This is a genomic window from Streptomyces sp. G7(2002), from assembly GCF_028870195.1.
GTDB lineage: Bacteria > Actinomycetota > Actinomycetes > Streptomycetales > Streptomycetaceae > Streptomyces > Streptomyces nigrescens.
Window position 1 is genome coordinate 3,674,496 of sequence record NZ_CP102609.1, and the last position, 22,397, is coordinate 3,696,892.

The following is a 22,397-nucleotide window of genomic DNA, read 5'->3' on the forward strand; positions in this document are numbered from 1 at the left end:
CGATGACAACCGGGACGGCATCCGACACGACTTCCGGCGCGGCGTGCGACGCCACGCCCGACGTCCGTGAGCTGCGCAGATTCAACCGCTTCTATACGAACCTGATCGGCGCCCTCGACTACGGGCGGCATCTCTACACCCCGTTCACGCTCACCGAGGCCCGGGTGCTCTACGAGGTCGCCCACCACGAGCGGGTGGACGCCGCGGATCTGCGGGCCTCGCTGTCGCTGGACGCCGGCTATCTGAGCAGGCTGCTCGGCAAGTTCGAGGACCGCGAGCTGATCACCCGCGGCAGGTCCGAGCAGGACCCCCGCCGGCAGCGCATCACGCTGACCGAGGGCGGCCGGGAGGCGGCCGGCCTGCTGGAGGAGCGCTCGCAGGACGCCGCCGGGTCGCTGCTGGAGCGGCTCCCGGCCGGGGACCGGGCCCGGCTGGTGGACTCGATGCGGACCATCCGCGCCCTGCTCGGCGAGGGCGCGGAGCAGCCGCCCGGGGACCGGGGGCCCGCGGTGACGCTGCGCACGGCCCGCCCCGGGGACCTGGGCTGGATGGTGGAGCGCAACGCCGCGCTCTACTCCGCCGAGTACGGCTTCGATCTGAGCTATGAGGCGCTGGTGGCCCGGATCGTCGCGGAGTACGCCGAGGCCTTCGACCCGCGGTGGGACCGCACCTGGATAGCGGAGCTGGACGGGCGCAGAGCGGGCGCGGTGATGTGTGTCCGGGACGGCAGGCCCGGGGTCGCCCGGCTGCGGCTGCTGCTGGTGGAGCCGGACGCCCGCGGCCACGGGGTGGGCCGTCAACTCGTCGATTCCTGTGTGGAGTTCGCCCGGGAGGCCGGGTACGGCGAGATGGTGCTGTGGACCAACTCCGTCCTCGGCGCGGCCCGCAGCATCTATCAGCGGGCCGGGTTCGAGCTGGTCACCGAGTCGGCGCACCACAGCTTCGGGCAGGACCTGGTCGGCCAGGACTGGCGGCTGGTGCTGTGATGCCGCGCGCATTGCGGGCAGGGTGGAGGGGACGGACGACGATGACATGACCGACGAGGAGGAGCCCAGGCATGGTCAGCACGGGCAACACGCACGGCACCACCCCCGCGATGCGCTTCGCGTTCTCCACCCTCGGTGTGCCCGGGATGCCGGTGGCCGACGTCCTGCGGCTGGCCACCGATACCGGGTATCAGGGCGTGGAGCTGCGGGCCCATCCGGAGGAGCCGGTGCATCCGCTGCTCGGGATGCGGGAACGGGCCGCGGTGCGCCAGCAGTTCGCGGACGCCGGGGTCGAGATCCTGGCCGTCGCCGGATACGCGCAGGTCGCCGCTGATCGGGATATGGCGGGCGAGGAGGAGCTGGCACAGGAGCTGAGCGAGCTGGTGTGGCTCGCCGCCGATCTGGGGGCGCCGTATGTGCGGGTCTTCCCCGGCGGCGGGGAGCGGCCGGCGGCCGAGGCGGACGCGGATGCCGCCCGGCGGCTCGCCGCGGTGGCGCCGCTCGCGGCCGAACGGGGCGTCCGGGTGCTGCTGGAGACCCATGACTCGCACCGTACGGGCGCGGATGCCGCCCGTGTGCTGGGCCCCGTGGGACACCGTCAGATCGGGGCGCTGTGGGATGTGCTGCACAGCTGGCTCGGCGGTGAGGAGCCGGCCGACACCCATGCCGCGCTCGCCCCGCATCTGGGCTATGTCCAGGTCAAGGACGTCGCCTCGGCCGAGGACCGTACACCGCTCCCGCTCGGTGCCGGCGCGGTCCCGCTGGCGGCCGTCCTGGACACCCTGAGCCAGGACCCCGCGGGCGCCCACGGCCCCGTGCCCGCCCCCGAGGGCACCTATGACCAGGGCGCGGGCGGCTGGCTGTGCTGGGAGTACGAGAAGCGCTGGTATCCGGAGGCGGCCGGGCTCCCCGACCTGCTGGCCCCGGGCCGCATCCACCTCCAGCGGCTTCTGGACGGGCCGGCCGACTCCTGAGCGGGCCGCCGTCGGCCCGACCCGGGATATGGCCGTCGGCCTGACTCCGGGCGTGGCGCCGACCCGACTCCGGGCGTGGCCGTCGGCCCGGCCCGGCCCCGGAGGGCGGCCGTCGGCCCGACTCCGGACATAGCCGACGGCCCGACTCCACTCCGGACATGGCCGACGGCCCGGCCCCGGAGCGGAGTCCGAGGCGGCGGCCAAGGCGGCATCCGAGGCAGCGCCCGACGCCCCATCACACATCCCCGGCCGCCGCGCAATAGCTGGGCGCCACCACGGATCGAGTCATTGACCGACAATAGTTTTCCGGCTATCCGTGTCTCCTTGGAAGTTTCCTTCACAGAGCCGAGGAAGCCCTCCGGAAGGAGCGCAGATGCACTCCCGACGTACCGTCCTGACCACCGCGGCCGCCGCGGCCGCCGCTGCCACGGGCGCGGGTGCCGGTCCCGCGCACGGCACGGCCCACGGCACGGCGCCCGCCATCGGACTCCGGCCCGCCGCCCCCGCCCCGTCCGCCGCCACCCGGGCCCGGCTGCGCCGCCTCATCTCCCGTATGACTCCGGAGGAAAAGGTCGGCCAGCTCTTCGTCATGCGGGTCTACGGGCACTCCGCCACCGACCCCGACCCGGCCGATGCCGCCGCGAACCAGAAGGAGATCGGCGTCGCCAACGCCGCCGAGCTGATCGCCAAGTACCACGTCGGCGGCATCATCTACTTCGGCTGGGCGCACAACACCCGTGAGCCGCACCAGATCGCCGACCTCTCCAACGGCATCCAGAAGGCCGCCGCCGCCCAGCGCCTCCCCGTCCCGGTGCTGATCTCCACGGACCAGGAACACGGCATAGTGGCCCGCGTCGGCGCGCCCGCCACGCTCTTCCCGGGGGCGATGGCGCTCGGCGCGGGCGGCTCCCGCGACGACGCCCGTACGGCGGCCCGGATCGCGGGCGAGGAACTGTTCGCGATGGGCATCCGGCAGGACTACGCGCCGGACGCCGATGTCAATGTCAACCCCGCCAACCCGGTCATCGGCGTGCGCTCCTTCGGCGCGGACCCGCAGGCCGTGGCCCGTATGGTCGCCGCCGAGGTGAAGGGCTATCAGGGCGCCGGGATCGCCTCCTGCGCCAAGCACTTCCCCGGTCACGGCGACACCGACACCGACAGCCATGTCGGGCTGCCGTACATCCACCACAGCGCCGAGGAGTGGGAGCGGCTGGACGCGCCGCCCTTCCGGGCCGCGATCGCCGCCGGAATCGATTCGATCATGACGGCGCATATCGTCGTGCCCGCCTTCGACCCGAGCGAGGACCCGGCCACCCTCTCCCGCCCCATCCTCACCGGCATCCTGCGCGAACGCCTCGGCTACGACGGGGTGGTGGTGACGGACTCCCTAGGGATGGAGGGCGTCCGGGTGAAGTACGGCGACGCCCGGGTGCCGGTGCTCGCCCTGAAGGCCGGTGTCGACCAGCTGCTGAACCCTCCGGACCTCTCCGTCGCGCACGGTGCCGTCCTCACCGCGCTCAGGGAGGGCGAGCTGACCGAGCGGGACCTCGACACGAAGCTGATGCGCATCCTGCTGCTCAAGGAGCGGCGCGGGCTCTTCAAGGACCCGTACACCACCCACCAGGCCGTGGACCGGGCGGTCGGCACCCGCGGTCACCTCGCCGCCGCCGACCGGATCGCGGAGCGCACCACCACACTGCTGCGCAACGACACCGGCATCCTGCCGCTGTCCCGGCTCCGGGAGCGCAGGGTGCTGGTGGCGGGCGTCGACGTGGCCGCGCCGTCCGGGACCGGCGGTCCGCCCACCACGGTGCTGGCGAGGGCCCTCACCGAGCTGGGCTTCACGGCCACCGCCCTGTCCACGGGCCAGACGCCGACCCAGCAGCGGATCGACGAGGCGGTGGCGGCGCTCGGCGAGCGGGACGCGGTGGTGGTGGCCACCTACAACGTGACTGCGGCCTCGGGCCAGCGGAAGCTGGTCGACGCGCTGCTCGCCACGGGCAAGCCGGTGGTGCAGCTGGCGGTCCGCAACCCTTATGACATCGCCCAGTTGGGCGGTGTCCGGGCGGCGCTGGCGAGCTACTCGTGGACGGATGTGGAGCTGCGGGCGGCGGCCCGGGTGATCGCCGGTCAGCGGGATCCGGCGGGCAGACTGCCCGTCCCGATAATGCGTGCCGACGCCCCGACCCGGGCGCTCTACCAGATCGGCCACGGGCTGACGTACTGAGCCGGGGCCGGAGACGGACCCGGCGCGTCCCCCCGGTCACGGACCCGGCGCGCTCCCCCGGTCTCGGGGAGCGCGCCGGTTCCGTGCCGTCACCTCACTGCGGGCGCGGGGCACTGCGGCCCACGGCACCCCGCGGACTCAGGGCCGCAGCAGCGGCATCCGCCGGAACTCCTGCTTGTCCAGCTTCTTGTCGTCCGGGGCCAGCGGGGTGGGCTTGCCCTCCGGGGCCTGGCCCCCGGCCCAGTCGAGAAGCTCGGCGGTGGCCTTGGTGCGGTCGGCCTCCTTCAGCTTCGCGATGTTCGAGCCGTGGTTGCCGCCGGGCACGGTGAAGACGTAGGAGTCCCGTGCGCCGTTCTTGCCGACCTCGAAGTGCTCCGAACTCCACGGGTCGTACTGGCCGTTGACGAACATCATCCGGTGCGCACGGTGCCGCACCCAGCGGTCGATGTCGGGCATCGCGCGCTTGTCGAAGCGCATCGGGATGTCCTTCGGCACGAACGACCGGGAGTTGTTGATGCCGGGGTACTTCAGCAGGCCGGCCAGCTGCGGGTAGCGGTAGCCGGGCTCACCGAGCTGGGTTCCCGCCTGGTAGTAGTACGGCGTGTAGGGCTCCATGCCCTGGTCGGTGTAGCTGTCGAAGCCGCCGACCTTGTCCATCCACTTCCACAGCTCGTCCGTGGAGACGGTCGGCTCGGGGACCTCGGCGCAGGCGGTCTCGGCCGGCTGGTACTGCCAGAAGCCGAACACCAGGTCCGTGACCATGACTTCATAGGCCCGGTCGGCGTTGCCGACCTTGGTGAAGGTCTGCTTCTCCTTGTCGGCCCAGTCCTGGAAGCGCTTGACCATCTCCCCGCGGCGCAGCAGCGCCTCGCGCTCGATGGCGGTCAGGGCGGTGCGGCACTCCGCGGTCCCGACGGTCCGGAAGAACCGGTCGTACGCCGCGTCCGAGTCGTTGCGTACGTCGTTGGGCGCGACATAGGCGACGGTGCCGTTCATGTCGTCCGGGAAGAAGCGGCGGTAGTACGTGGCGGTCATCCCGCCCTTGCTGCCGCCGGTGTCGATCCAGTTCTTGTCGTAGATCCGGTTCAGCGCCCGGAAGATACGGTGCTGGTCGTTGGCGGCCTGCCGGATGTCCAGCTTCTTCCAGTCGGTGGGCGTGGGCCGCGACGGGGTGAAGTACCGGTATTCCATCGAGACTTGATTGCCGTCGATGATCTTGGTGGGCTCGCTGCGGGACGGTGTGGTGTTCACGTTGTACCCGGAGGTGAAGAACACCGTCGGCCGGTCCACCGACTTGTGCAGCAGGGTCAGCCGCTGCTGGAAGGTCCCCTTCGAGGGGTGCCGGTGGTCAACCGGCTGGGTGTAGTTCAAAACGAAGTAGCGGTAGCCGTCGACCGGCTTCTCCTCGACGAGGCTCATTCCCGGGATCGCGAGGATCCGGTCCTTGATGTCCTCGGTCTCCGGCCCTGCGGCGGTAGCCGCCCCGGCCGGCACGCTGCCGGCTCCCACCGTGCCTATGAGCACCGCGAGAGACAGCAGCCATCTGGTGGCCTTGCGCATGCACCCTCCCCTTGGGATAGCAAAGGTCGGGCTGAACCTATCGGCGCGACGGGGGTGCCACCAGCCCTTGGCGCCGTTCGGAGGATCGGTCTCCCCCGCTCCGGAAGTTCCTGGAACGGCCGCGGACCGGTCCCGGAACGGCCGGGGACCGGTCTCGGAACGGTCCGGAACAGCCCCGGAACGGTCCAGAATGGCCCCAGACCGGTCGTGGACCGGGCCCGGGGCCTCGGGTCTCAGCACTCAGGCCGCGAGTTCCTCCTCCTCGCCCGTGAACGTGCGCCACAGCTCCGCATAGCGGCCCTCGCGGGCGAGGAGCTGGGCATGGCTGCCGTCCTCGACGATCCGGCCGCGGTCGAGCACCACCACCCGGTCGGCGCGGGCCGCGGTGGTCAGCCGGTGGGCGACGACGAGGGTCGTACGGCGCCCGACGAGCCGGTCGGTGGCCTGGTTGACGACCGCTTCGGTGGCCAGGTCCAGGGACGCGGTGGCCTCGTCGAGCAACAGCACGTCCGGATCGACGAGTTCGGCACGGGCCAGGGCCAGCAGCTGGCGCTGGCCGGCCGAGAGGTTGCGGCCGCGCTCGGCGACCTCGTGGAGGTAGCCGCCGTCGAGGGTGGCGATCATCGCGTGGGCGCCGACGGCCCGGGCGGCGGCCTCCACTTCGGCGTCGGTGGCGTCCGGCCGGCCGTAGGCGATGGCGTCGCGGACCGTGCCGGTGAAGAGGTAGGACTCCTGGGGGACCACTCCGAGGCGCCGGCGGTAGCCGGTCAGGTCCAGCTCGCGCAGATCGGCACCGTCGACCCGGACGGCGCCCGAGGACGGGTCGTAGTACCGCGCGACCAGCTTGACCAGGGTGGACTTGCCGGCGCCGGTCTCGCCGACGAAGGCCACGGTCTGGCCGGCCGGGATGGTCAGCGCGATACCGGCCAGCGCCGGGTCCTCGTCCTCGCCGTAGTGGAAGTGCACATCGTCGAAGGTGATGTCGCCCCGTAGCGCGGGCACCTCGCGGGGCCGCTCGACGGCCGGGGTGGTCGTCGGCTCACGCAGCAGCTCCTGGATGCGGCCGAGGGAGACGGACGCCTGCTGGTAACCGTCGAAGACCTGGGAGAGCTGCTGGACGGGGGCGAAGAACAGATCGATGTAGAGCAGGTAGGCGACCAGCGCACCGGCGGTGAGGGTCTCGGAGCCGACCCGCCCGGCGCCGACGATCAGCACCAGCGCCGCCGCCACGGACGACAGCAGCTGGACGAAGGGGAAGTAGACGGATATCAGGAACTGGCCGCGGACCCGGGCCCGGCGGTAGTCGTCGCTGCGGGCGGCGAACCGCTCCGCGCCCTGCCGCTCGCGCCGGAACGCCTGGACGATCCGCAGTCCGGACACGCTCTCCTGGAGGTCGCCGTTGACGACGCTGATCCGCTCGCGGGCCAGCTCGTAGGCCTTCACGCTCTGCTTGCGGAAGAAGTACGTGCCGACGATCAGCGGCGGGAGGGTGGCGAAGACGACCAGGGCCAGCTGGAGGTCGATGGCCAGCAGCGCGACGAGTATGCCGAAGAAGGTCAGCATCGAGACGAGGGCGGTGACCAGGCCGGTCTGCAGGAACGTGGACAGGGCGTCCACGTCCGTCGTCATCCTGGTCATGATCTTGCCGGTCAGTTCCCGCTCGTAGTAGTCGAGCCCGAGGCGCTGGAGCTGCGCGAAGATCTTGAGGCGGAGGGAGTAGAGGACCCGCTCACCGATGCGTCCGGTCATGCGGTTGCCGCCGATCTGCGCGGCCCACTGGGCCAGGACCACGACCAGGGCGATGGCGGCGGCCGTCCAGACACCGATCAGCGCACCACGGCGGACGCCCTCGTCGATGCCCTGCCGGATCAGGACCGGCAGCAGCAGCCCGGCGAGGGCGTCCACGGCGACCAGCGCCAGGGCGAAGGCCAGCGGCCCGCCGAAGCCGTGCAGCAGCCGGCGCAGGCCGTAGGAGCGCTCGGGGCGCACGGCCTGGTCCTCGTCGACGTCCGGGTTGTCGGTCGCGGGCGGCAGCGCGGCGACCTGGGCGAGGAGTTCGGGGGTCGCGGGCAGTCCGGCCATCGCGGCGCCCATGCCGGGCCCGGCCGCGACGGCCGCGCGGGCCGCCATCCCGGCTCCGCCCGCCTCGGCCTCCTGCTCACGGCGGACCCACAGCTCGGGGGTGATCGTGCCGTCCGCCCCGGTCCGGGCCGCCGCGTCGTCCCGTACCCCGTCGGGCCCGTCGGTGTCCGCCGCCGGGTCCCGTTCCAGCAGCCCGCCGGCGGCGAACTCGCCGTCGAAGGCGCCGGCCAGCGCACCGGCCGGGTCCCGCTCGACGCCGCCCAGCTCCTCCGGGTCGGTCAGCAGCCTGCGGTAGAGCGGACAGCGCTCTTCGAGCTCCTCCTGGGTGCCGAGGTCGACCAGCCGCCCGCCGTCGAGGACGGCGACCCGGTCGGCGAGCGCCAGGGTGGAGGCGCGGTGGGCGATGAGCAGGGTCGTCCGGCCCGCCATGACGCCGCGCAGCGCCTCGTGTATCTCGTGCTCGACGCGGGCGTCGACCGCCGAGGTCGCATCGTCCAGCACCAGCAGCCGGGGGTCGGTGAGGATGGCGCGGGCCAGGGCGACGCGCTGGCGCTGGCCGCCGGACAGGGTCAGCCCCTGCTCGCCGACCTTGGTGTCATAGCCCTCGGGAAGCTCGGAGATGAAGCCGTCGGCCTGCGCGGCGCGGGCCGCGGCGCGCACCTGCGCGTCGGTGGCGTCCGGATGGCCGTAGGCGATGTTGTCGCGGACGGAGTCGGAGAACAGGAAGCTGCTCTCGGGGACCAGGCCGATGGCGGCCCGCAGCGACTCCAGGGTCAGCTCGCGCACATCGTGGCCGCCGACCAGGACCCGGCCGGCGGAGACGTCGTAGAAGCGCGGCAGCAGCAGCGAGACCGTGGACTTGCCGCTGCCGGACGTGCCGACCACGGCGACGGTCTCACCGGCCTCGATGCGCAGCGAGAAGTCCTCCAGGACGGGGCGGACGGCGGGCGGGGCCTCCCGGGCGGGCCCGGCGTCCTCGTCCGCGTCCTCGTCCGCGTCCTCGTCCGCGCCTTCGTGCAGCGGTGCGTACCCGAACGTCACCCGGTTGAATTCGACGGTGGCCGGGGCGTCGGCGGGCAGCTCGTGTGCGTCCGGCCGCTCGGCGATCGAGGGCTCGGTGTCGATCAGCTCGTAGACCCGCTCCACACCGGCCCGTGCCTGCTGGCCGACGGTCAGCATCATCGCCAGCATCCGGACCGGTCCGACCAGCTGCGCCAGATAGGTGGAGAAGGCGACGAAGGTGCCGAGGGTGACCTGCCCCTGGGTGGCCATCCAGCCGCCGAGGGCCAGCATCGCGACCTGGCCGAGCGCGGGTACGGCCTGCAGCGCGGGGGTGTAGCGGGCGTTGAGCCGGACCGTGCGCAGCCGCCCGGCGAACAGCCGCCGGCTGACCTCGCGCAGCTTGCCGGTCTCCTGCTCCTCCTGCCCGAAGCCCTTGACCACCCGCACCCCGGAGACCGCGCCGTCCACGACACCGGCCACGGCGGCCGCCTGTCCCTGGGCGTACCAGGTGGCGGGGAAGAGGCGGGCGCGGCTGCGCTGGGCGATGAACCACAGGGCGGGGGCGGCGGCCAGCGCCACGACGGTGAGCAGCGGCGACAGCACCGCCATCACCACCAGCGAGATCACGAACAGCAGGACGTTCCCGATCATCATCGGGAGCATGAACAGCAGGCTCTGGATCAGCTGGAGGTCGCTGGTGGCACGGCCGACGACCTGGCCGGTGCTCAGCTCGTCCTGCCGCCGGCCGTCGAGGCGGGCGATCGCGCCGAACATCCGGGTCCGCAGATCGTGCTGGACGTCCAGGGCGAGCCGGCCGCCGTAGAAGCGGCGGATGTAGGTGAGGACGTAGACCACGACCGCGGCCGCGACCAGCAGAGCTGCCCAGGGGCCCAGGGCACGCTCGTGCCGGACGATGACCTCGTCGATGATCAGCTTCGGTACGAGCGGGACCAGGGCCAGCACGGCCATCCCCGCGAGCGAGGAGCCGAGGGCCAGCAGCACATCCTTCCGGTACTGCCAGCAGTCGCGGGTCAGCCGCCGCGCCCAGCCCGCTCGTTCCGTGTCCGTCCCCGCCACCCGGAGCCTCCCGCCCATCGACACTTGTCGAGGGCACCAACACCGCACAGGGCGGATTTCATCCCGCCGTTACAAACTTCTGTGCGAATCCCGCCCCGGCGCGACGGAACGGCCCCGGCCCCGCACGGCGGTACGGCCCCGGCACGGCACGGTGGACGGCCCCGTGCCCGCACGGCGGACGGCCCCGCCCCGGGTGGTCCGGGACGGGGCCGTCGCTCAGGCGGCGGGGTGCGGCGGGCTACTTCCCCCGCTCCCCCGTCGGGGCGTCCTTCACCCGCTCCACGGTCAGCTCCGAGATGCCCGGATGCGGCTTGGGCTTCCCGTCGGCCGCCGGGGTCCGGTCACCGGTCACCGTGACCCGGACGTACCGGGCCGGGGTGCGGCCCGAGTATCCCGTCCCCGACCAGTGCTTTCCGTCCTGGGAGACCTGGACGTTGTAGGACTTGGGCCGGGTCTTGTTCCAGTGCGGGGTGATCTGGCCGACGCGGGTGGTCCGGCCGAGGTCGACGGTGAGGGTGCCGGTGGCGGCGTTGGGCACCCAGGCCGTGGTGCTGTTGCCGTCCACGGCGGCGCCGGCGTAGAGACCGGGCTCCTCCGAGGTCGCCGTGGCCGAGGTGCACCGGGCCGCGTTCGAGGTCGCCGCCAGATCCGGGCGGCGGGTCTTGAGGACGGCGGGCGCGCCCCGGCTGACGATCTTCTCGCCCTCCGGCGACTCGATCCGCATCGGCGCCCCGGCGGTCAGCCGCACGGTGGTCTGGTGCGCGCCGATCGCGATGTCGTAGGTCCGCCCCTGCCAGTGCAGAGCGCGCAGGGTGACGCCCTCGGACAGCTGCGGCGGCAGCATCGGGTCGAGACGGACCCGGTCCTCGCGCAGCCGCAGCCCCGTCAGCCCGTGGGTGAAGGTCTGCAGGAAGCCGCCCTTGCCGGTGAGGAAGTCCTGGGCGGGCTTGCCGGCGTGCGGGTCCTCGGCCCCGGCCTTCTCGCCGCGCGCCTCGGAGAACTGGTCGAACGGCCCGCGGACGAACGGCTTGATGGACCGCTCCAGATAGGTGTACGTGGAGCAGCCGGCCTCACCGATCCCGGCGGCGTCGATGGCGTGCACCGAGTCCGTCATGGCCGGGCCGTCCGGGTCGGTGTGCCCGGCGTAGAAGTCCAGCGTGCGGGCCGCCTGTGTCTGCGACATCGGCCATTCCAGCGGGTACATCAGCAGCACGGTGTCGGCCTGCTTGATGGTCGTGCCCTTGTACCCGGCGTACTGCTCGAAGACCTTCTTCTTGCTGTCGTAGGGGATGCGCAGCTTGTCGGCGATGGTCTTCCAGGAGGCCGGTGCCTTCTCACCGAGGATCTCGGCGACCCGGCCGGCGTGCCGCAGTGCGGTGGCGGCCCCGGCGTTGGTGAACACCGCGTCGTTGACGCCGTTGCTGTACTCGTCGGGCCCGGCGACGTTCTTGACGGAGTAGCTGCCGTCGGTGTTACGGGTGGCCCGTGAGGCCCAGAATTCGGCGATGCCCTTGAGGACGGGCCAGCCGCGGGACCTGAGCCAGGCGGTGTCCTTGGTGGCGAGGTAGTACTGCCAGGTGGCTAGGGAGATGTCGCCCATCAGGTGGTTCTGGGTCTTGCAGTGCGGCGGGTCCCAGCTGTGGCACTCGTTCCACAGATCGCCCTTGCTGCCGCTGGTCCAGGAGTAGAACAGCCCGTCGTAGCCGAGCTTCCGGGCATTCGCGGCGGCCCCGGCCCGGGTCTTGTAGCGGTAGTCGACGATCGATTTGGCGAGTGCGGGGTGGGCGGCGAGCAGGCCCGGGTACATCCAGGTCTCGGCGTCCCAGAAGATCTCACCGGCGTAGTTGTCGCTGGTCAGGCCGGTGGGGCCGATGCTGTTGCGGTTGCCGGCGCGGGTGTTGGCCAGCAGTCCGTACTGCGCCGAGCGGACCCAGGACTGCAGGTCGCGGCGGCCCTTGACCTCGATGTCGCTGCGCCACAGCCGCTGCCAGGCGGCGCTGTGCCGGGCGAACAGGGCGTCCCAGCCGCGCTCGGCGGCCCGGCGCGAGGCGGCGTCGGCGGCGGCGCGGGGGGAGCGGGAGGTGAGCGCGGTGTCCACGCCGACGTACTTGGTCAGCTCGTACGAGCGGCCGCTGCGGACCGGGAAGGACACCCGCTGCCGGTTGCTCAGCTTGTCCTGCCGGGCCGCCGGGCCGGGCTGCTCGGCGCGTACGCCGGGCCCGGTGCGCAGGGTGGAGGCCACCGCGCCCTCGGTCTTCGTCCCGTCCGTGCGGAACCCGACGTCCATGGTGCGGCCGGTGTCCTTGCCCCCGGCCTCCTTGCCCCCGGTGGCGGAGCCGCCCTCGGACGACGCCGTCATCCGGCGGGCGCCGCGGCCGTCGAGGCCGTCGGTGACCGTGGCCGAGCCGCTCCAATGGGGCGTCATCCGCAGGCGTACGGCGCCGGTGTGGGCGTCGGTGCGGTCGGCGAGCACGTCGTAGACCAGGTCGGTGGCCCGGCCGTCGGCGGCGGTCCAGGTCAGCGACGTACGGACGAATCCGCAGCGCAGGGAGAGGGTCTGGCGGTAGTGCGAGATCCGGCCGGGCGCGGTGGCGGAGGAGAAGGTGTCGGGGTGCGCGCCGCCGGTGGCGACGTCGAGGGTGGTCCAGGTGGGGATCGCGGCGATGGCCTGCCGGCCCTTGAGGTCCTTGGGCCCCTTGGCGTACAGCCCGGAGACGAACGAGCCGTCGTATTCGGGGGTCTTCAGCGGCCAGCCGGTCGCACCGCCGGGTGCCGCGTAGCCGGTGCCGTTGGGTGGTACCCGCTGTCCGAGGTAGCCGTTGCCGACGTAGGCGTGGTGGCTGTCCTTGGGGTCGATCTTGGTGGCGGTGGCGGTCCAGCCGTCGTCGCCGTCGCCCTTCAGACAGGGCCCCTTGGCGGAGCCGGCCGATTCGGGCGCCGGAGTGGGCGCCGCGGCGGAGGCCGATACGGGGGCGAGGACCGCTATCAGGGCGGTGGCGAGCAGGGGGGCGACCAGCTTGCGGGAGCGTGGCGCGGCCGGACCGGCCGCTTGCTGCGGCGGCCGGTCCACGGGGTGCTGAGCCGAAGGGTGCATGGTTCTCCGTCGTCTGTACGCGGTCCGCGCCGCTTGCCGCGGCACGGACTCACCATGGACATCATCAGGCCCCCGCCTGCACGGCACCCTAGGGCGATTCCCCCGTCCGGGTCACGGGATCGACGCGGCCGACTTCGGTCCGTTGCCGCCGGGGCACCCCGATTGGTCAACAAGGCCCTCGATACGGCACACTTTTAGACTGACCAGTCAGATCAAAAGGGGAGGGGTGTCGGTGAACACCACCCGCCAGGGGGCGGCGGTCAACGCCAGCGGAATCGGAGTGGAGGGCCCACGGGGATGGGCCTTCAGAGGGATCGGCATCACCGCGGAGCCGGGAACGCTGATCGCGGTCCAGGGCCCCTCCGGCTCCGGCCGCACCTGTCTGCTGCTGGCCCTCACCGGCCGGATGCGGATCACCGAGGGCGAGGCGACGGTCTCCGGACTCCCCCTGCCCAAGCGGATGGGGACGGTGCGCAGCCGTACGGCGCTGGCGCACGTACCGGGCGTCGCCGACCTCGAACCCGCCCTCACCGTCGGCGAACACCTCAAGGAACAGGCCCTGCTGGGCCACCGCGTCAAGGGCTCCCTGAGCGCCTCGCTCCCCTGGGGCAAGCGCCACAAGGAGGCCACCCGGGCCCGGATCGACGCCGCCCTCGCGGCCGCCCGGCTCGACCCCGGCACCCTGCCCAAGGACCTGCGGACGGCCGTACGCGATCTGGAGCGGATCGAGGCGCTGCGGCTCTCCGTCGCGCTCGGGCTGATGCACGGCCCGCAGCTGCTGGCCGTCGACGATGTGGACCTCAAGCTCTCCGACGCCGAACGCACCGAGGCCTGGCAGCTCTTGCTGGACCTCACGCGCGAGGGCCTCACCGTCGTGGCCGCCGGCGACGGCGCACCGGCGGACGCGCTGACCGTCAGCACCGCGCGGACGGATTCCGAAGCCGCCGACCCCACCCCCACCCCCGTCCAGGACGACACCCACACCCCCGAGGAGGAAGCAGCGCATGCGTTCGCCAAGACTGGCCGCGCTTGAGCTCAGGCGGTTCGGCAGGGGCAAGCTGCCCCGGCTGGGCCTGGTGGCCCTGACGCTGATCCCCCTGCTCTACGGAGCCCTTTACCTGTGCTCCTTCTGGGACCCGTACAGCCGTCTGGACAAGATCCCGGTGGCCCTCGTCAACGAGGACCGGGGTGCCACCACCGGCGGCAAGGAGATCCACGCGGGCGACAACCTGTCCGAGAACCTCAAGGACAGCAAGAAGTTCCACTGGGAGGACGTCAGCTCCGCCGACGCCGCCAAGGGCGTCGAGAACGGCACGTACTACCTCTCGCTGACCGTCCCCAAGGACTTCAGCAAGCGGATCGCCTCCAGCTCGGGTGACACCCCGCAGACGGGCGCGCTCCAGGTCCGGACGAACGACGCCAACAACTACGTCGTCGGCTCGATCTCCAAGACGGTCTTCTCCGAGGTCCGGGCCAAGACCTCGGCCACCTCGTCGCGGGCCATGCTCGACAAGATCTTCATCTCGTTCTCCGATCTGCACGACAAGACGGCCGAGGCGGCGGACGGGGCCGGGAAGCTCGATGACGGCCTCGGCACCGCCAAGGACAAGACCGGCAAACTGGCCGACGGCCTCGGCGAGTTGGACAAGGGCGCGGGCCGGATCAGCAAGGGCGCGGCGGAGGCCGCCACGAAGGCCAGGCAGCTGAGCCTGGGCGCGCGCAAGGTCTCGGACGGTACCCAGCAGCTCGCCGACAAGGTCCACGGCATCGCCAGGAAGGACCTGCCCTACCTCCGCGAGCACGGCAAGGACATCGGCCGCAAGGCACAGATCGTCGCCGACCTCACCGAGCAGCTCGACGAGGACCTCGGCAAGCTGCCCGGGGACTCCGCCAGGGCCGCCCAACAGGCACGGAAGAACGCCGACAACGCCGCTGACCTCTACCGGGAACGCTGCAACGGCCTCGTCGACACCGACCCCGACTGCCCCAAGCTGAAGGCGATCGCGGACGGCACCGCCCTCGCCGCCGACACGGCGGAGAAGGTCAACGACACCGTCGCCCACACGGACTTCGGGCAGCTGCGCACCAAGGTGCGGGAGCTGCACAACGGTGCCGCGATGGTCGCCGAGGAGGCGCCGGGCATCGCGAACCGGGCCGACAAGGCGATCGGCCAGATCAACCAGCTCAACGCGGGCGCCCACAAGGTCTCCCAGGGCGCCGGGCTGTTCGCCGACGGCATCGGCACGCTCGCCGACGGCGCCGGCAAGCTCCACGACGGCCTGGGCGTCGCCAAGGACGGTGCCGACAAGCTCACCGGCGGCCTGTTCAAGCTCAAGGACGGCAGCAACCAGCTGGCCGACGGGCTGCACAGCGGCGTCTCCAAGATCCCCGACTACAACAAGAAGGACCGGGACACCCGCACCGAGGTGATGGCCGACCCGGTCGAGCTGGCCGCCAAGTCGCTGCACAAGGCGCCCAACTACGGCACCGGCCTGGCGCCGTACTTCATCCCGCTCTCCCTCTGGGTCGGCGCGATGGTCGCCTTCATGCTGCTCCAGCCGCTGGGCAAGCGCGCACTGGCCGCGGGCGCCCCGGGCTGGCGGATCGCCCTCGGCTCGTGGCTGCCGGCCTACGCCATCGGCGTCGTGCAGGTGCTGGCGCTGATGGCCGTGCTCCACTGGGGACTCGGCCTGGAGATGGCCCGCACGGCCGGCACCGTCGGCTTCCTGCTGCTGGCCACGGCCTGCTTCACCGCCATCATCCAGCTGCTGGGCGCGTTCTTCGGACCGGCCGGCCGGGTGCTGACCCTGGTCGTCCTGATGCTCCAGCTGACCTCGGCGGGCGGCACCTACCCGGTGCAGACCAGCCCCGGGTTCTTCGCCGCCATCCACCCCTTCCTGCCGATGAGTTACGTGGTCGACGGCCTGCGCCGGCTGATCACCGGCGGTGACCTCGCCATCGTGCAGCAGGGCTGTGTGGTCCTGGTCGTCTTCACCCTGGGCGCGCTGGCCCTGACCGCCCTCGCGGCGCGCAGCCGGCAGGTCGTCCGGATGAAGGACCTGCATCCGGAACTCAGCCTGTGAGCGTCCCCACGGTCCGACGGGGCGGTGCCGGCGACGGCACCGCCCCGGGGACCGCCCCCGGCCCCCGGCGCAGCTCGACGCGCCGCCGGATCTTCGACGCCGCCGTCATCCTCATCGCGGAACAGGGCTTCTCCGCCACCACCGTCGACGAGATCGCCGACCGCGCCGGCGTCGCCAAGGGCACCGTCTACTACAACTTCGCGAGCAAGAACGTCCTCTACGAGGAGCTGCTGCGGGACGGCATCGATCTGCTCGCCGACTCCCTGCGCCGGGCCGCCGATGCCACGGCGGAGCGCGGCGGCACCCGGGTCGACGCCCTGGACGCGATGATCCGGGCCGGCCTGGACTTCATCGCCTGCTCCCCCGCCCTCATCCAGCTCTACGTCGCCGAACTCTGGCGCACCAACCGCACCTGGCGTGCCACCCTCACCTCCGTGCGCGGCCGGGCCCAGGCCGTCGTCGAGGACGTCCTCCGGGACGCCGTACGGAACGGGGAACTCTCCGACGAGCTCGACATCCCCCTCACCGCCTCCGCCCTCCTCGGCATGGTCCTGGTGGCCGCCCTGGACTGGCAGTCCTTCCAGCCGGACCGCTCGGTCGAGGACGTCCACGCGGCGCTGTCGCGGCTGTTGCAGGGGCGGGTGGGGGCGGGCGGCGACCCGGTCCGGTCCGAGGTGTAGTTCGGCGGCCCGCCCTCAGGAGTCCAGGTGGGTGGGCGCGAACATCCGAAGCCGGGCCGGGAGGACGACGGCCGACGGGCCGGGGGCCGCCAGCGCCGCCGCCAGGTCCGTACGGAGCCGCTCCGGGCTCGTCCGGACCGCGGGGACCCCGAACGACTCGGCCAGGGCCACGAAGTCCGGCCGGGTGAGTTCGGTGGCGGTGGCCTCGCCGAACGCGTCGGTCATGTACTCGCGCAGGATGCCGTAGCCGCCGTCGTCCACGATCAGCCAGGTCACCGGCAGGTCGTACTGCCGGGCGGTGGCCAGCTCGGCGATCGAGTACATCGCGCCGCCGTCGCCGGAGACCGCCAGCACCGGCCGCGCCGGATCGGCGACGGCCACGCCCAGCGCCGCCGGGAAGCCGTAGCCCAGCCCGCCGGCGCCCTGCGCCGAATGCAGCGCGTTGGTCCGCCGCGGGTCGAAGGCGGACCACGCCCAGTAGGCGAGGATCGTCATGTCCCAGCAGCTGACCGCGCCGTCGGGCAGCGCCTCCCGCACCGAGGCCAGGACCTGCTGCTCCAGGTCGAGCTGCTGCCCCGCGATCCGGTCGCGGACCCGCGCCAGGAGGTCGGACACGGCGGCCTCGGGGGCGAGCGCTCCGGCACCCCCGGCCACTCCGGCACCCCCGGCCCCCGCGTGCTCTTCGGCCTCTTCGGCGGCGCCGGTGTGACGGGGCCCGCGCTCCCCGACCTCCTTGACCAGCGCGGCCAGCGCCGCCCGGGCGTCCGCGTGGATGCCCAGCGCGGCATGGTTGGACTCCAGCTTGCCGAGGTCCGCCTCGATCTGCACGACCTGCCCCAGCGGCCGGAACGTGTGGTAGTTCGAGGAGAGTTCGCCCAGCCCCGAGCCGACGACCAGCAGCGTGTCCGCGTCCTCCAGGAAGGTCGTGGTGTAGCGGTCCTCCAGCCAGGACTGGAGGGAGAGCGGATGCTCCCACGGGAAGGCGCCCTTGCCGCCGAAGGTGGTGGCCACCGGTGCCCCCAGCTGCTCGGCGAGCGCCAGCAGCTCCTCCTCCGCCCCGGCCCGGACGACTCCGCCGCCTGCCAGGATCACCGGCCGCCGGGCCCCGGTCAGCCGGTCCGCCGCCGCCGCGATCAGCTCGGGCCGCGGCAGCAACTCCCGCGGGGTGGCGTCCAGTTCACCCACCGGCGGGATGCCGGCCTCCGCCAGCAGCACATCCTGCGGGATCTCCAGCCACACCGGCCCGTGCGGGGCGCTCAGCGCCGACTCCCAGGCGGCGGCCACCGCCGAGGGGATCTGTGAGGCGGTACGCGCCGTGTGGACGGACTTGACCACACCGCGGAACGAGGCGCTCTGGTCGGTGAGTTCATGCAGATAGCCGTGGCGCCCGCCGCCGATCCCGGCCAGCGGCACCTGACTGCCGATGGCCAGTACGGCGGCCGACCCGGCCGCCGCCTCCTGGAGCGCGGCCAGCGTCATCAGCGCACCGGGCCCGGTGGAGACCAGCAGCGGCGCGACCCCGTGCGTGGCCCGGGCGTACGCGTCGGCGGCGAAGCCCGCGTTGTTCTCCACCCGCAGCCCCACATAGCGCAGGGTGGAGCGGCGCAGCGCGTCGAACACCCCGAGCGCATGCTGCCCCGGCAGCCCGAAGACGGTGCGCGCGCCGAGTGCGGCCAGCGACTCGACGACCAGGTCACCGCCGGTGCGCCGGTGCTCGGTTGCCGTGGGGTGGGTGGTGCTCATGGATGCGTGCTGCCTTCCTTGCGGGGGCGGACGTGGGGACGGGCGGGCGGACGTGGAGGGTGGCCGGGTGGATGTGGAGGGGGACGGGCGGATGTGGAGGGGTGGCCGGGCGCTGGGGCCCGGGCCAGGGGCCCCCGGGGCAGGAGTCCCCCGGGACGCGGGGACGGCGCGGGGACGGTGTGCGCCGGCGTCAGGCCCGTCCGGCGGTGGAGGGAGGCTGCAGCGCCAGCGCCACCGCCCCGGCCGTATCGCCTTCCGGCTCGTCCTCCGGATCGCCGTCCGGATCGCCGTCCGAGTGGCCGGCCAGCCTCGCCCGCCAGGCGGCCAGTACCGCGGCGTCCGTGGGCGGGGTGGCCAGGCTGACCGCCACATAGGCCACGAGCGAGGCGATCAGCCCGTAATAGATCGGCTCGTTGGCGAGGACACCGAGCCAGACCATCAGCCCGACGACGGTCAGCCCGCCGACCGCGACCGAGGCCAGCGCACCGGCGGCGGTGCCCCGCTTCCACAGCAGCCCGCCGAGGATGGGTACCAGCAGCCCGCCGACGAGGACGTTGTAGGCGAGGGTGAGCGCCTCGACGACATTGTTGAGCGCGAGCGCGATGACGATCACCGCGAGGCCCATGAGGAGGATGAAGAGGCGGTTGCCGCGCACCTCGTCATGCGCCTCGGCCCCGTCCCCGGCGTCCGTCCGCGACGGGGTGCCGTCGTCGCTGGACCCTCCCTCGGCCGGCCGCCGCCGCTTCGCGGCGACGCCCTTCACCCGGGACCAGATGTCGTTGTTGGCGACCGTGGCGCAGGCGATCAGCGCGCCCGAGGACGTGGACATCACCGCGGACAGCGCCGCCGCCAGCACCAGTCCGCGCACGCCCACCGGCAGCGCGTCCTTGACGATCGTGGCGAAGGCGTCGTCCGGGCTGCCCAGATGCGGGTAGAGCACCTTGGCCGCGGTGCCGATGACCGCACCGGCCAGGGCGTAGGCCAGACAGTAGGTACCGGCAGCGGTGCCGCCCAGGCGCGCCACCTTGTCGCTGCGCGCGGTGAACACCCGCTGCCAGATGTCCTGCCCGATCAGCATGCCGAAGGAGTAGATCAGCACATAGGTGAAGACCGTCTGCCCGCCGATTCCCAGGGGCGCGAAGTAGTCGTCCGGCAGTTGGGCCTTCATCTCGGCGAAGCCGCCCGCCTTGATGACGGCGATGGGCAGCAGGAGCAGCAGCACACCGATCGTCTTGACGACGAACTGGACCATGTCGGTGAGGGTGATCGACCACATCCCGCCGAGCGTCGAGTACGCGACGACGATCGCCCCGCCGAGGATGATCGAGAGGGACCGGTCCATGCCGAAGAGCACATCGAAGATGGTCGCGTAGGCGATGGTCGAGGTCACCGCCAGCATCAGGGTGTACGCCCACATGACGACACCGGAGATGATCCCGGCGGCGCCGCCGTAGCGCAGGTCGAGCATCTCGGAGACCGTGTAGACCTTCAGCCGGGCGATCCGGGCCGAGAAGAAGACGCTCAGCGCGAGCAGCCCGAGGCCGATGGTGAAGACCATCCAGGCGCCGGAGAGGCCGTACTGGTAGCCGAGCCCCACGCCGCCGATGGTGGAGGCGCCGCCGAGCACGATCGCCGCCATCGTTCCCGAGTACATCGCGGGGCCGAGGCGGCGGCCCGCGACCAGGAACTCGCTCTTCGATTTGGCGCGCCGCATCCCCCACCAGCCCATGACGAGCATTCCGGCCAAATAGAGCACGATCACCGCATAGTCGACAGCCATGGGCCATCCCTTCCAGCTGCGCCGAGGGGGAGAGGGGGAGAGGGAGAAGCGAGAAGTGCAATGGGGGGTGGGGGTGTGACAGGGGGACGACGGGCGCTTGGCGAGCGGGGGTCCCGTCCAAGCGCCGCGTCCCGGGGGTTGACCCTAGGAGGCGGCAGGACGACGCTGAAGTGTACGTTTCCTCCACTCGTCACCCTCCGATGTGGATGGTCCGCACATGCCGCACCCGATGCCTCCGCCGTCCACCCCGCCGGTGCCGCTGGCGGACCTCCTCGCCCGTACGGATCTGGGCCTGCGCCAGATCGCCGGCCCGCGCCAGGGCGTCGCCATCCACTGGGTGCACACCTCCGAGATGGCCGACCCGGTGCCCTACCTCCTGGGCGGCGAGATGCTGCTGACGGCGGGGGTGCATCTGGCGGAGGTGATGGGGGGTACGGAGGGGGCGGGTCGGGCGCGTCCGGCGGAACCGGGCACGGCGGACGCGGCACGCACGCCGGGTGCCCTCGATGCCTATCTGGACGGCTACGCCGCCCGTACCGTCGCCGCCGGTGCCGCTGCCCTCGGCTTCGGGATCGCGCCGGTGCACGACACCGTGCCCGCCGCCCTGGTGGCGGCCTGCGACCGGCACGGACTGCCGCTCGTCGAGGTCCCGGCGGGCACCCCGTTCACCGCCGTGGAGAGCGCCGTATGGCAGGCCGTGACGGAGGCCAGACACCGCGAGCTGACCCGGCTCAGCGAGGCACAGCGCGCCCTGGCCGCGGCCGCAGCCCGCCCCGACCCGGCCTCCGCCGTGCTGCGCACCCTCGCCCGCCATGTGCACGGCTGGACCGCGCTGCTCGCCCCGGACGGCGCGCAACACGGCTCCGCCGGCCCCCGCCCCGCCACCGCCGTACGGACCGCGGCCGCCCGTCTCGCCCAGGTGATCGGCGCCGGCGGCCCGTCCTCGGCCACCGACACCCTCCCCGGCACCTCCCTGTCCGCGTACGCCCTGACGGGCCGCGGCCGCGACCGTCAGGCGCTCGCCCTGGTCGTCGCCGCGGACCCGCACGACCCGCCCGCGCATGCCATCGCGGGCGTCGCCGCCGTACTCCTCTCCCTGATCACCGGCCCGGCCACCGCCCACGGCCCGGCCACCGCCGAGCACTCCGCGGCCCTGGTCCGGCTGCTCCTCGGAGCCCGCCCGGCCGATGTCGCCCCGCTCCTCGGCCCGTCCCTCTGGACCGTCGTGCACGCCGAACGCCGCCGCGACACCACCGAGTCGGCGGCCTCCCTGGCTGCCGCTCTGGGCACCTCCCTGGTCGCCCCGGGTACGGCCGCCGAACCGCCCGCCGCCCCTGGGACGCACCCCGGCTCCGAGGCCCCTGGGACGCGTCGCCCCGGCTCCGAGGCGACGGCTCCCACCGAGGCCGGCGCCGAGGTGACCACCACCCCCGGCGCCACCCCCGCCCTGCGCGCCCTGATCCCCGCCGACCGCGAGATCACCGCACACCCCGGCTGGACGCTCGGTGTCAGCGAACCCGCCCCGGTCGCCGAGCTGCCGGCCGCCGACCGGCATGCCGCCTCCGCCCTGCGCCGCGCCCTCGCCGGCCGCACCGCCCTGGTACGCCACCGCACCCCCGGCCCCCACAGCGTCACTTCCCTCGTCGCCCCCACGGACGCCCGCCGGCACGCCCAGGCCCTGCTCGCCCCGCTGACCGACTCCCCGCACCTCCTCGTCACCCTGCACAACTGGCTCGCCCTGCACGGCAGTTGGGACCGCACCGCGACCGCCCTCGGCATCCACCGCAACACCGTGCGCCAGCGCATCACCCGTATCACCGGCCTCCTCGACACCGACCTGGACGACCCCGACGTCCGGATGGAGCTGTGGTTCGCCCTCCGCTCGCTCGACCGGGACGCCACGCCGTCCTGACGCGGTGAGGCGGTGACGCGGTGACGTGGTGGCTAAGTCGCGGGGTGAAGAGGCCGGGGCTGGGGCCGGGGCTGGGGCCGGGGCGTTTCCGGGCACCGCATGCCCGACGCTCCGTCACGCAGGAATCCGGGGCGGACATATGCCGGACTCGGTAACACCCTTGTGACAGTCAACTTCTTGAGCCTATAAGGGCGTAC

The 22,397-nt window shown here is 72.8% G+C and carries 12 protein-coding genes; 7 read left to right on the forward strand and 5 right to left on the reverse strand.

Going from position 1 to position 22,397, the window contains the following annotated elements; translation table 11 throughout:
* Positions 1–2 precede the first annotated feature (2 nt).
* The 3 genes from NUT86_RS15160 to NUT86_RS15170 all read left to right on the forward strand — a co-directional run bounded on the left by NUT86_RS15160 (position 3) and on the right by NUT86_RS15170 (position 4,187).
* A complete protein-coding gene (locus NUT86_RS15160) occupies positions 3–986 on the forward strand; it encodes a bifunctional helix-turn-helix transcriptional regulator/GNAT family N-acetyltransferase (RefSeq protein WP_274735737.1) in 984 nt (327 codons plus the stop codon).
* 110 nt (positions 987–1,096) lie between these two features.
* Positions 1,097–1,960 (forward strand): sugar phosphate isomerase/epimerase family protein, encoded by an 864-nt coding sequence (locus NUT86_RS15165; RefSeq protein WP_274740481.1) that lies wholly within the window; start codon positions 1,097–1,099, stop codon positions 1,958–1,960.
* Positions 1,961–2,333: 373 nt separating this feature from the next.
* Positions 2,334–4,187: a glycoside hydrolase family 3 protein gene (locus NUT86_RS15170; RefSeq protein WP_018093053.1), complete on the forward strand. Its 1,854-nt coding sequence runs from the start codon at positions 2,334–2,336 to the stop codon at positions 4,185–4,187.
* A gap of 138 nt (positions 4,188–4,325) precedes the next feature.
* On the opposite strand, the gene NUT86_RS15175 is transcribed toward NUT86_RS15170, so the two are convergent.
* The 3 genes from NUT86_RS15175 to NUT86_RS15185 all read right to left on the reverse strand — a co-directional run bounded on the left by NUT86_RS15175 (position 4,326) and on the right by NUT86_RS15185 (position 13,002).
* Positions 4,326–5,747 (reverse strand): S28 family serine protease, encoded by a 1,422-nt coding sequence (locus tag NUT86_RS15175; RefSeq protein ID WP_274735739.1) that lies wholly within the window; start codon positions 5,745–5,747, stop codon positions 4,326–4,328.
* Positions 5,748–5,987: 240 nt separating this feature from the next.
* Complete coding sequence (locus tag NUT86_RS15180; protein ID WP_274735740.1) at positions 5,988–9,908, reverse strand: ABC transporter ATP-binding protein; 3,921 nt, start codon at positions 9,906–9,908, stop codon at positions 5,988–5,990.
* 238 nt (positions 9,909–10,146) lie between these two features.
* Positions 10,147–13,002: a discoidin domain-containing protein gene (locus tag NUT86_RS15185; protein ID WP_274735742.1), complete on the reverse strand. Its 2,856-nt coding sequence runs from the start codon at positions 13,000–13,002 to the stop codon at positions 10,147–10,149.
* Between the two features lie 232 nt (positions 13,003–13,234).
* Between NUT86_RS15185 and NUT86_RS15190 the strand changes: the two genes are divergently transcribed.
* The 3 genes from NUT86_RS15190 to NUT86_RS15200 are packed head-to-tail and all read left to right on the forward strand — an operon-like array spanning position 13,235 to position 16,765.
* Entirely contained in the window at positions 13,235–14,035 is an 801-nt protein-coding gene (locus tag NUT86_RS15190) for an ATP-binding cassette domain-containing protein (RefSeq protein ID WP_274735743.1), read from the forward strand.
* A complete protein-coding gene (locus tag NUT86_RS15195; RefSeq protein WP_274735745.1) occupies positions 14,007–16,085 on the forward strand; it encodes a YhgE/Pip family protein in 2,079 nt (692 codons plus the stop codon). Before NUT86_RS15190 ends, NUT86_RS15195 begins: the two co-directional genes overlap by 29 nt.
* Positions 16,082–16,765, forward strand: coding sequence for a TetR/AcrR family transcriptional regulator (locus tag NUT86_RS15200; RefSeq protein ID WP_109889879.1), 684 nt, complete (start codon positions 16,082–16,084; stop codon positions 16,763–16,765). The genes NUT86_RS15195 and NUT86_RS15200 overlap by 4 nt, the downstream gene beginning before the upstream one ends.
* Before the next feature lie 15 nt (positions 16,766–16,780).
* Here the strand turns inward: NUT86_RS15200 and NUT86_RS15205 are convergent, their stop codons facing one another.
* A complete protein-coding gene (locus tag NUT86_RS15205) occupies positions 16,781–18,508 on the reverse strand; it encodes a thiamine pyrophosphate-binding protein (RefSeq protein WP_274735748.1) in 1,728 nt (575 codons plus the stop codon).
* 190 nt (positions 18,509–18,698) lie between these two features.
* Positions 18,699–20,288 carry a sodium:solute symporter gene (locus NUT86_RS15210; protein WP_274735749.1) on the reverse strand — a complete coding sequence of 530 codons (1,590 nt, stop codon included), beginning with the start codon at positions 20,286–20,288 and terminating at the stop codon, positions 18,699–18,701.
* Between the two features lie 217 nt (positions 20,289–20,505).
* On the opposite strand from NUT86_RS15210, the gene NUT86_RS15215 reads away from it, so the two are divergent.
* Positions 20,506–22,200, forward strand: a complete 1,695-nt coding sequence (locus NUT86_RS15215) for a PucR family transcriptional regulator (protein WP_274735750.1) — start codon at positions 20,506–20,508, stop codon at positions 22,198–22,200.
* Positions 22,201–22,397: the final 197 nt, after the last annotated feature.

Bases quoted from the DNA above. Each gene is read 5' to 3' on its own strand.
- NUT86_RS15160 (WP_274735737.1), top strand. From the start codon at position 3: ATGACAACCGGGACGGCATCCGACACGACTTCCGGCGCGGCGTGCGAC.
- NUT86_RS15165 (WP_274740481.1), top strand. From the start codon at position 1,097: ATGCGCTTCGCGTTCTCCACCCTCGGTGTGCCCGGGATGCCGGTGGCC.
- NUT86_RS15170 (WP_018093053.1), top strand. From the start codon at position 2,334: ATGCACTCCCGACGTACCGTCCTGACCACCGCGGCCGCCGCGGCCGCC.
- NUT86_RS15175 (WP_274735739.1), bottom strand. From the start codon at position 5,747: ATGCGCAAGGCCACCAGATGGCTGCTGTCTCTCGCGGTGCTCATAGGC.
- NUT86_RS15185 (WP_274735742.1), bottom strand. From the start codon at position 13,002: ATGCACCCTTCGGCTCAGCACCCCGTGGACCGGCCGCCGCAGCAAGCG.
- NUT86_RS15195 (WP_274735745.1), top strand. From the start codon at position 14,007: ATGCGTTCGCCAAGACTGGCCGCGCTTGAGCTCAGGCGGTTCGGCAGG.
- NUT86_RS15205 (WP_274735748.1), bottom strand. From the start codon at position 18,508: ATGAGCACCACCCACCCCACGGCAACCGAGCACCGGCGCACCGGCGGT.
- NUT86_RS15210 (WP_274735749.1), bottom strand. From the start codon at position 20,288: ATGGCTGTCGACTATGCGGTGATCGTGCTCTATTTGGCCGGAATGCTC.
- NUT86_RS15215 (WP_274735750.1), top strand. From the start codon at position 20,506: ATGCCGCACCCGATGCCTCCGCCGTCCACCCCGCCGGTGCCGCTGGCG.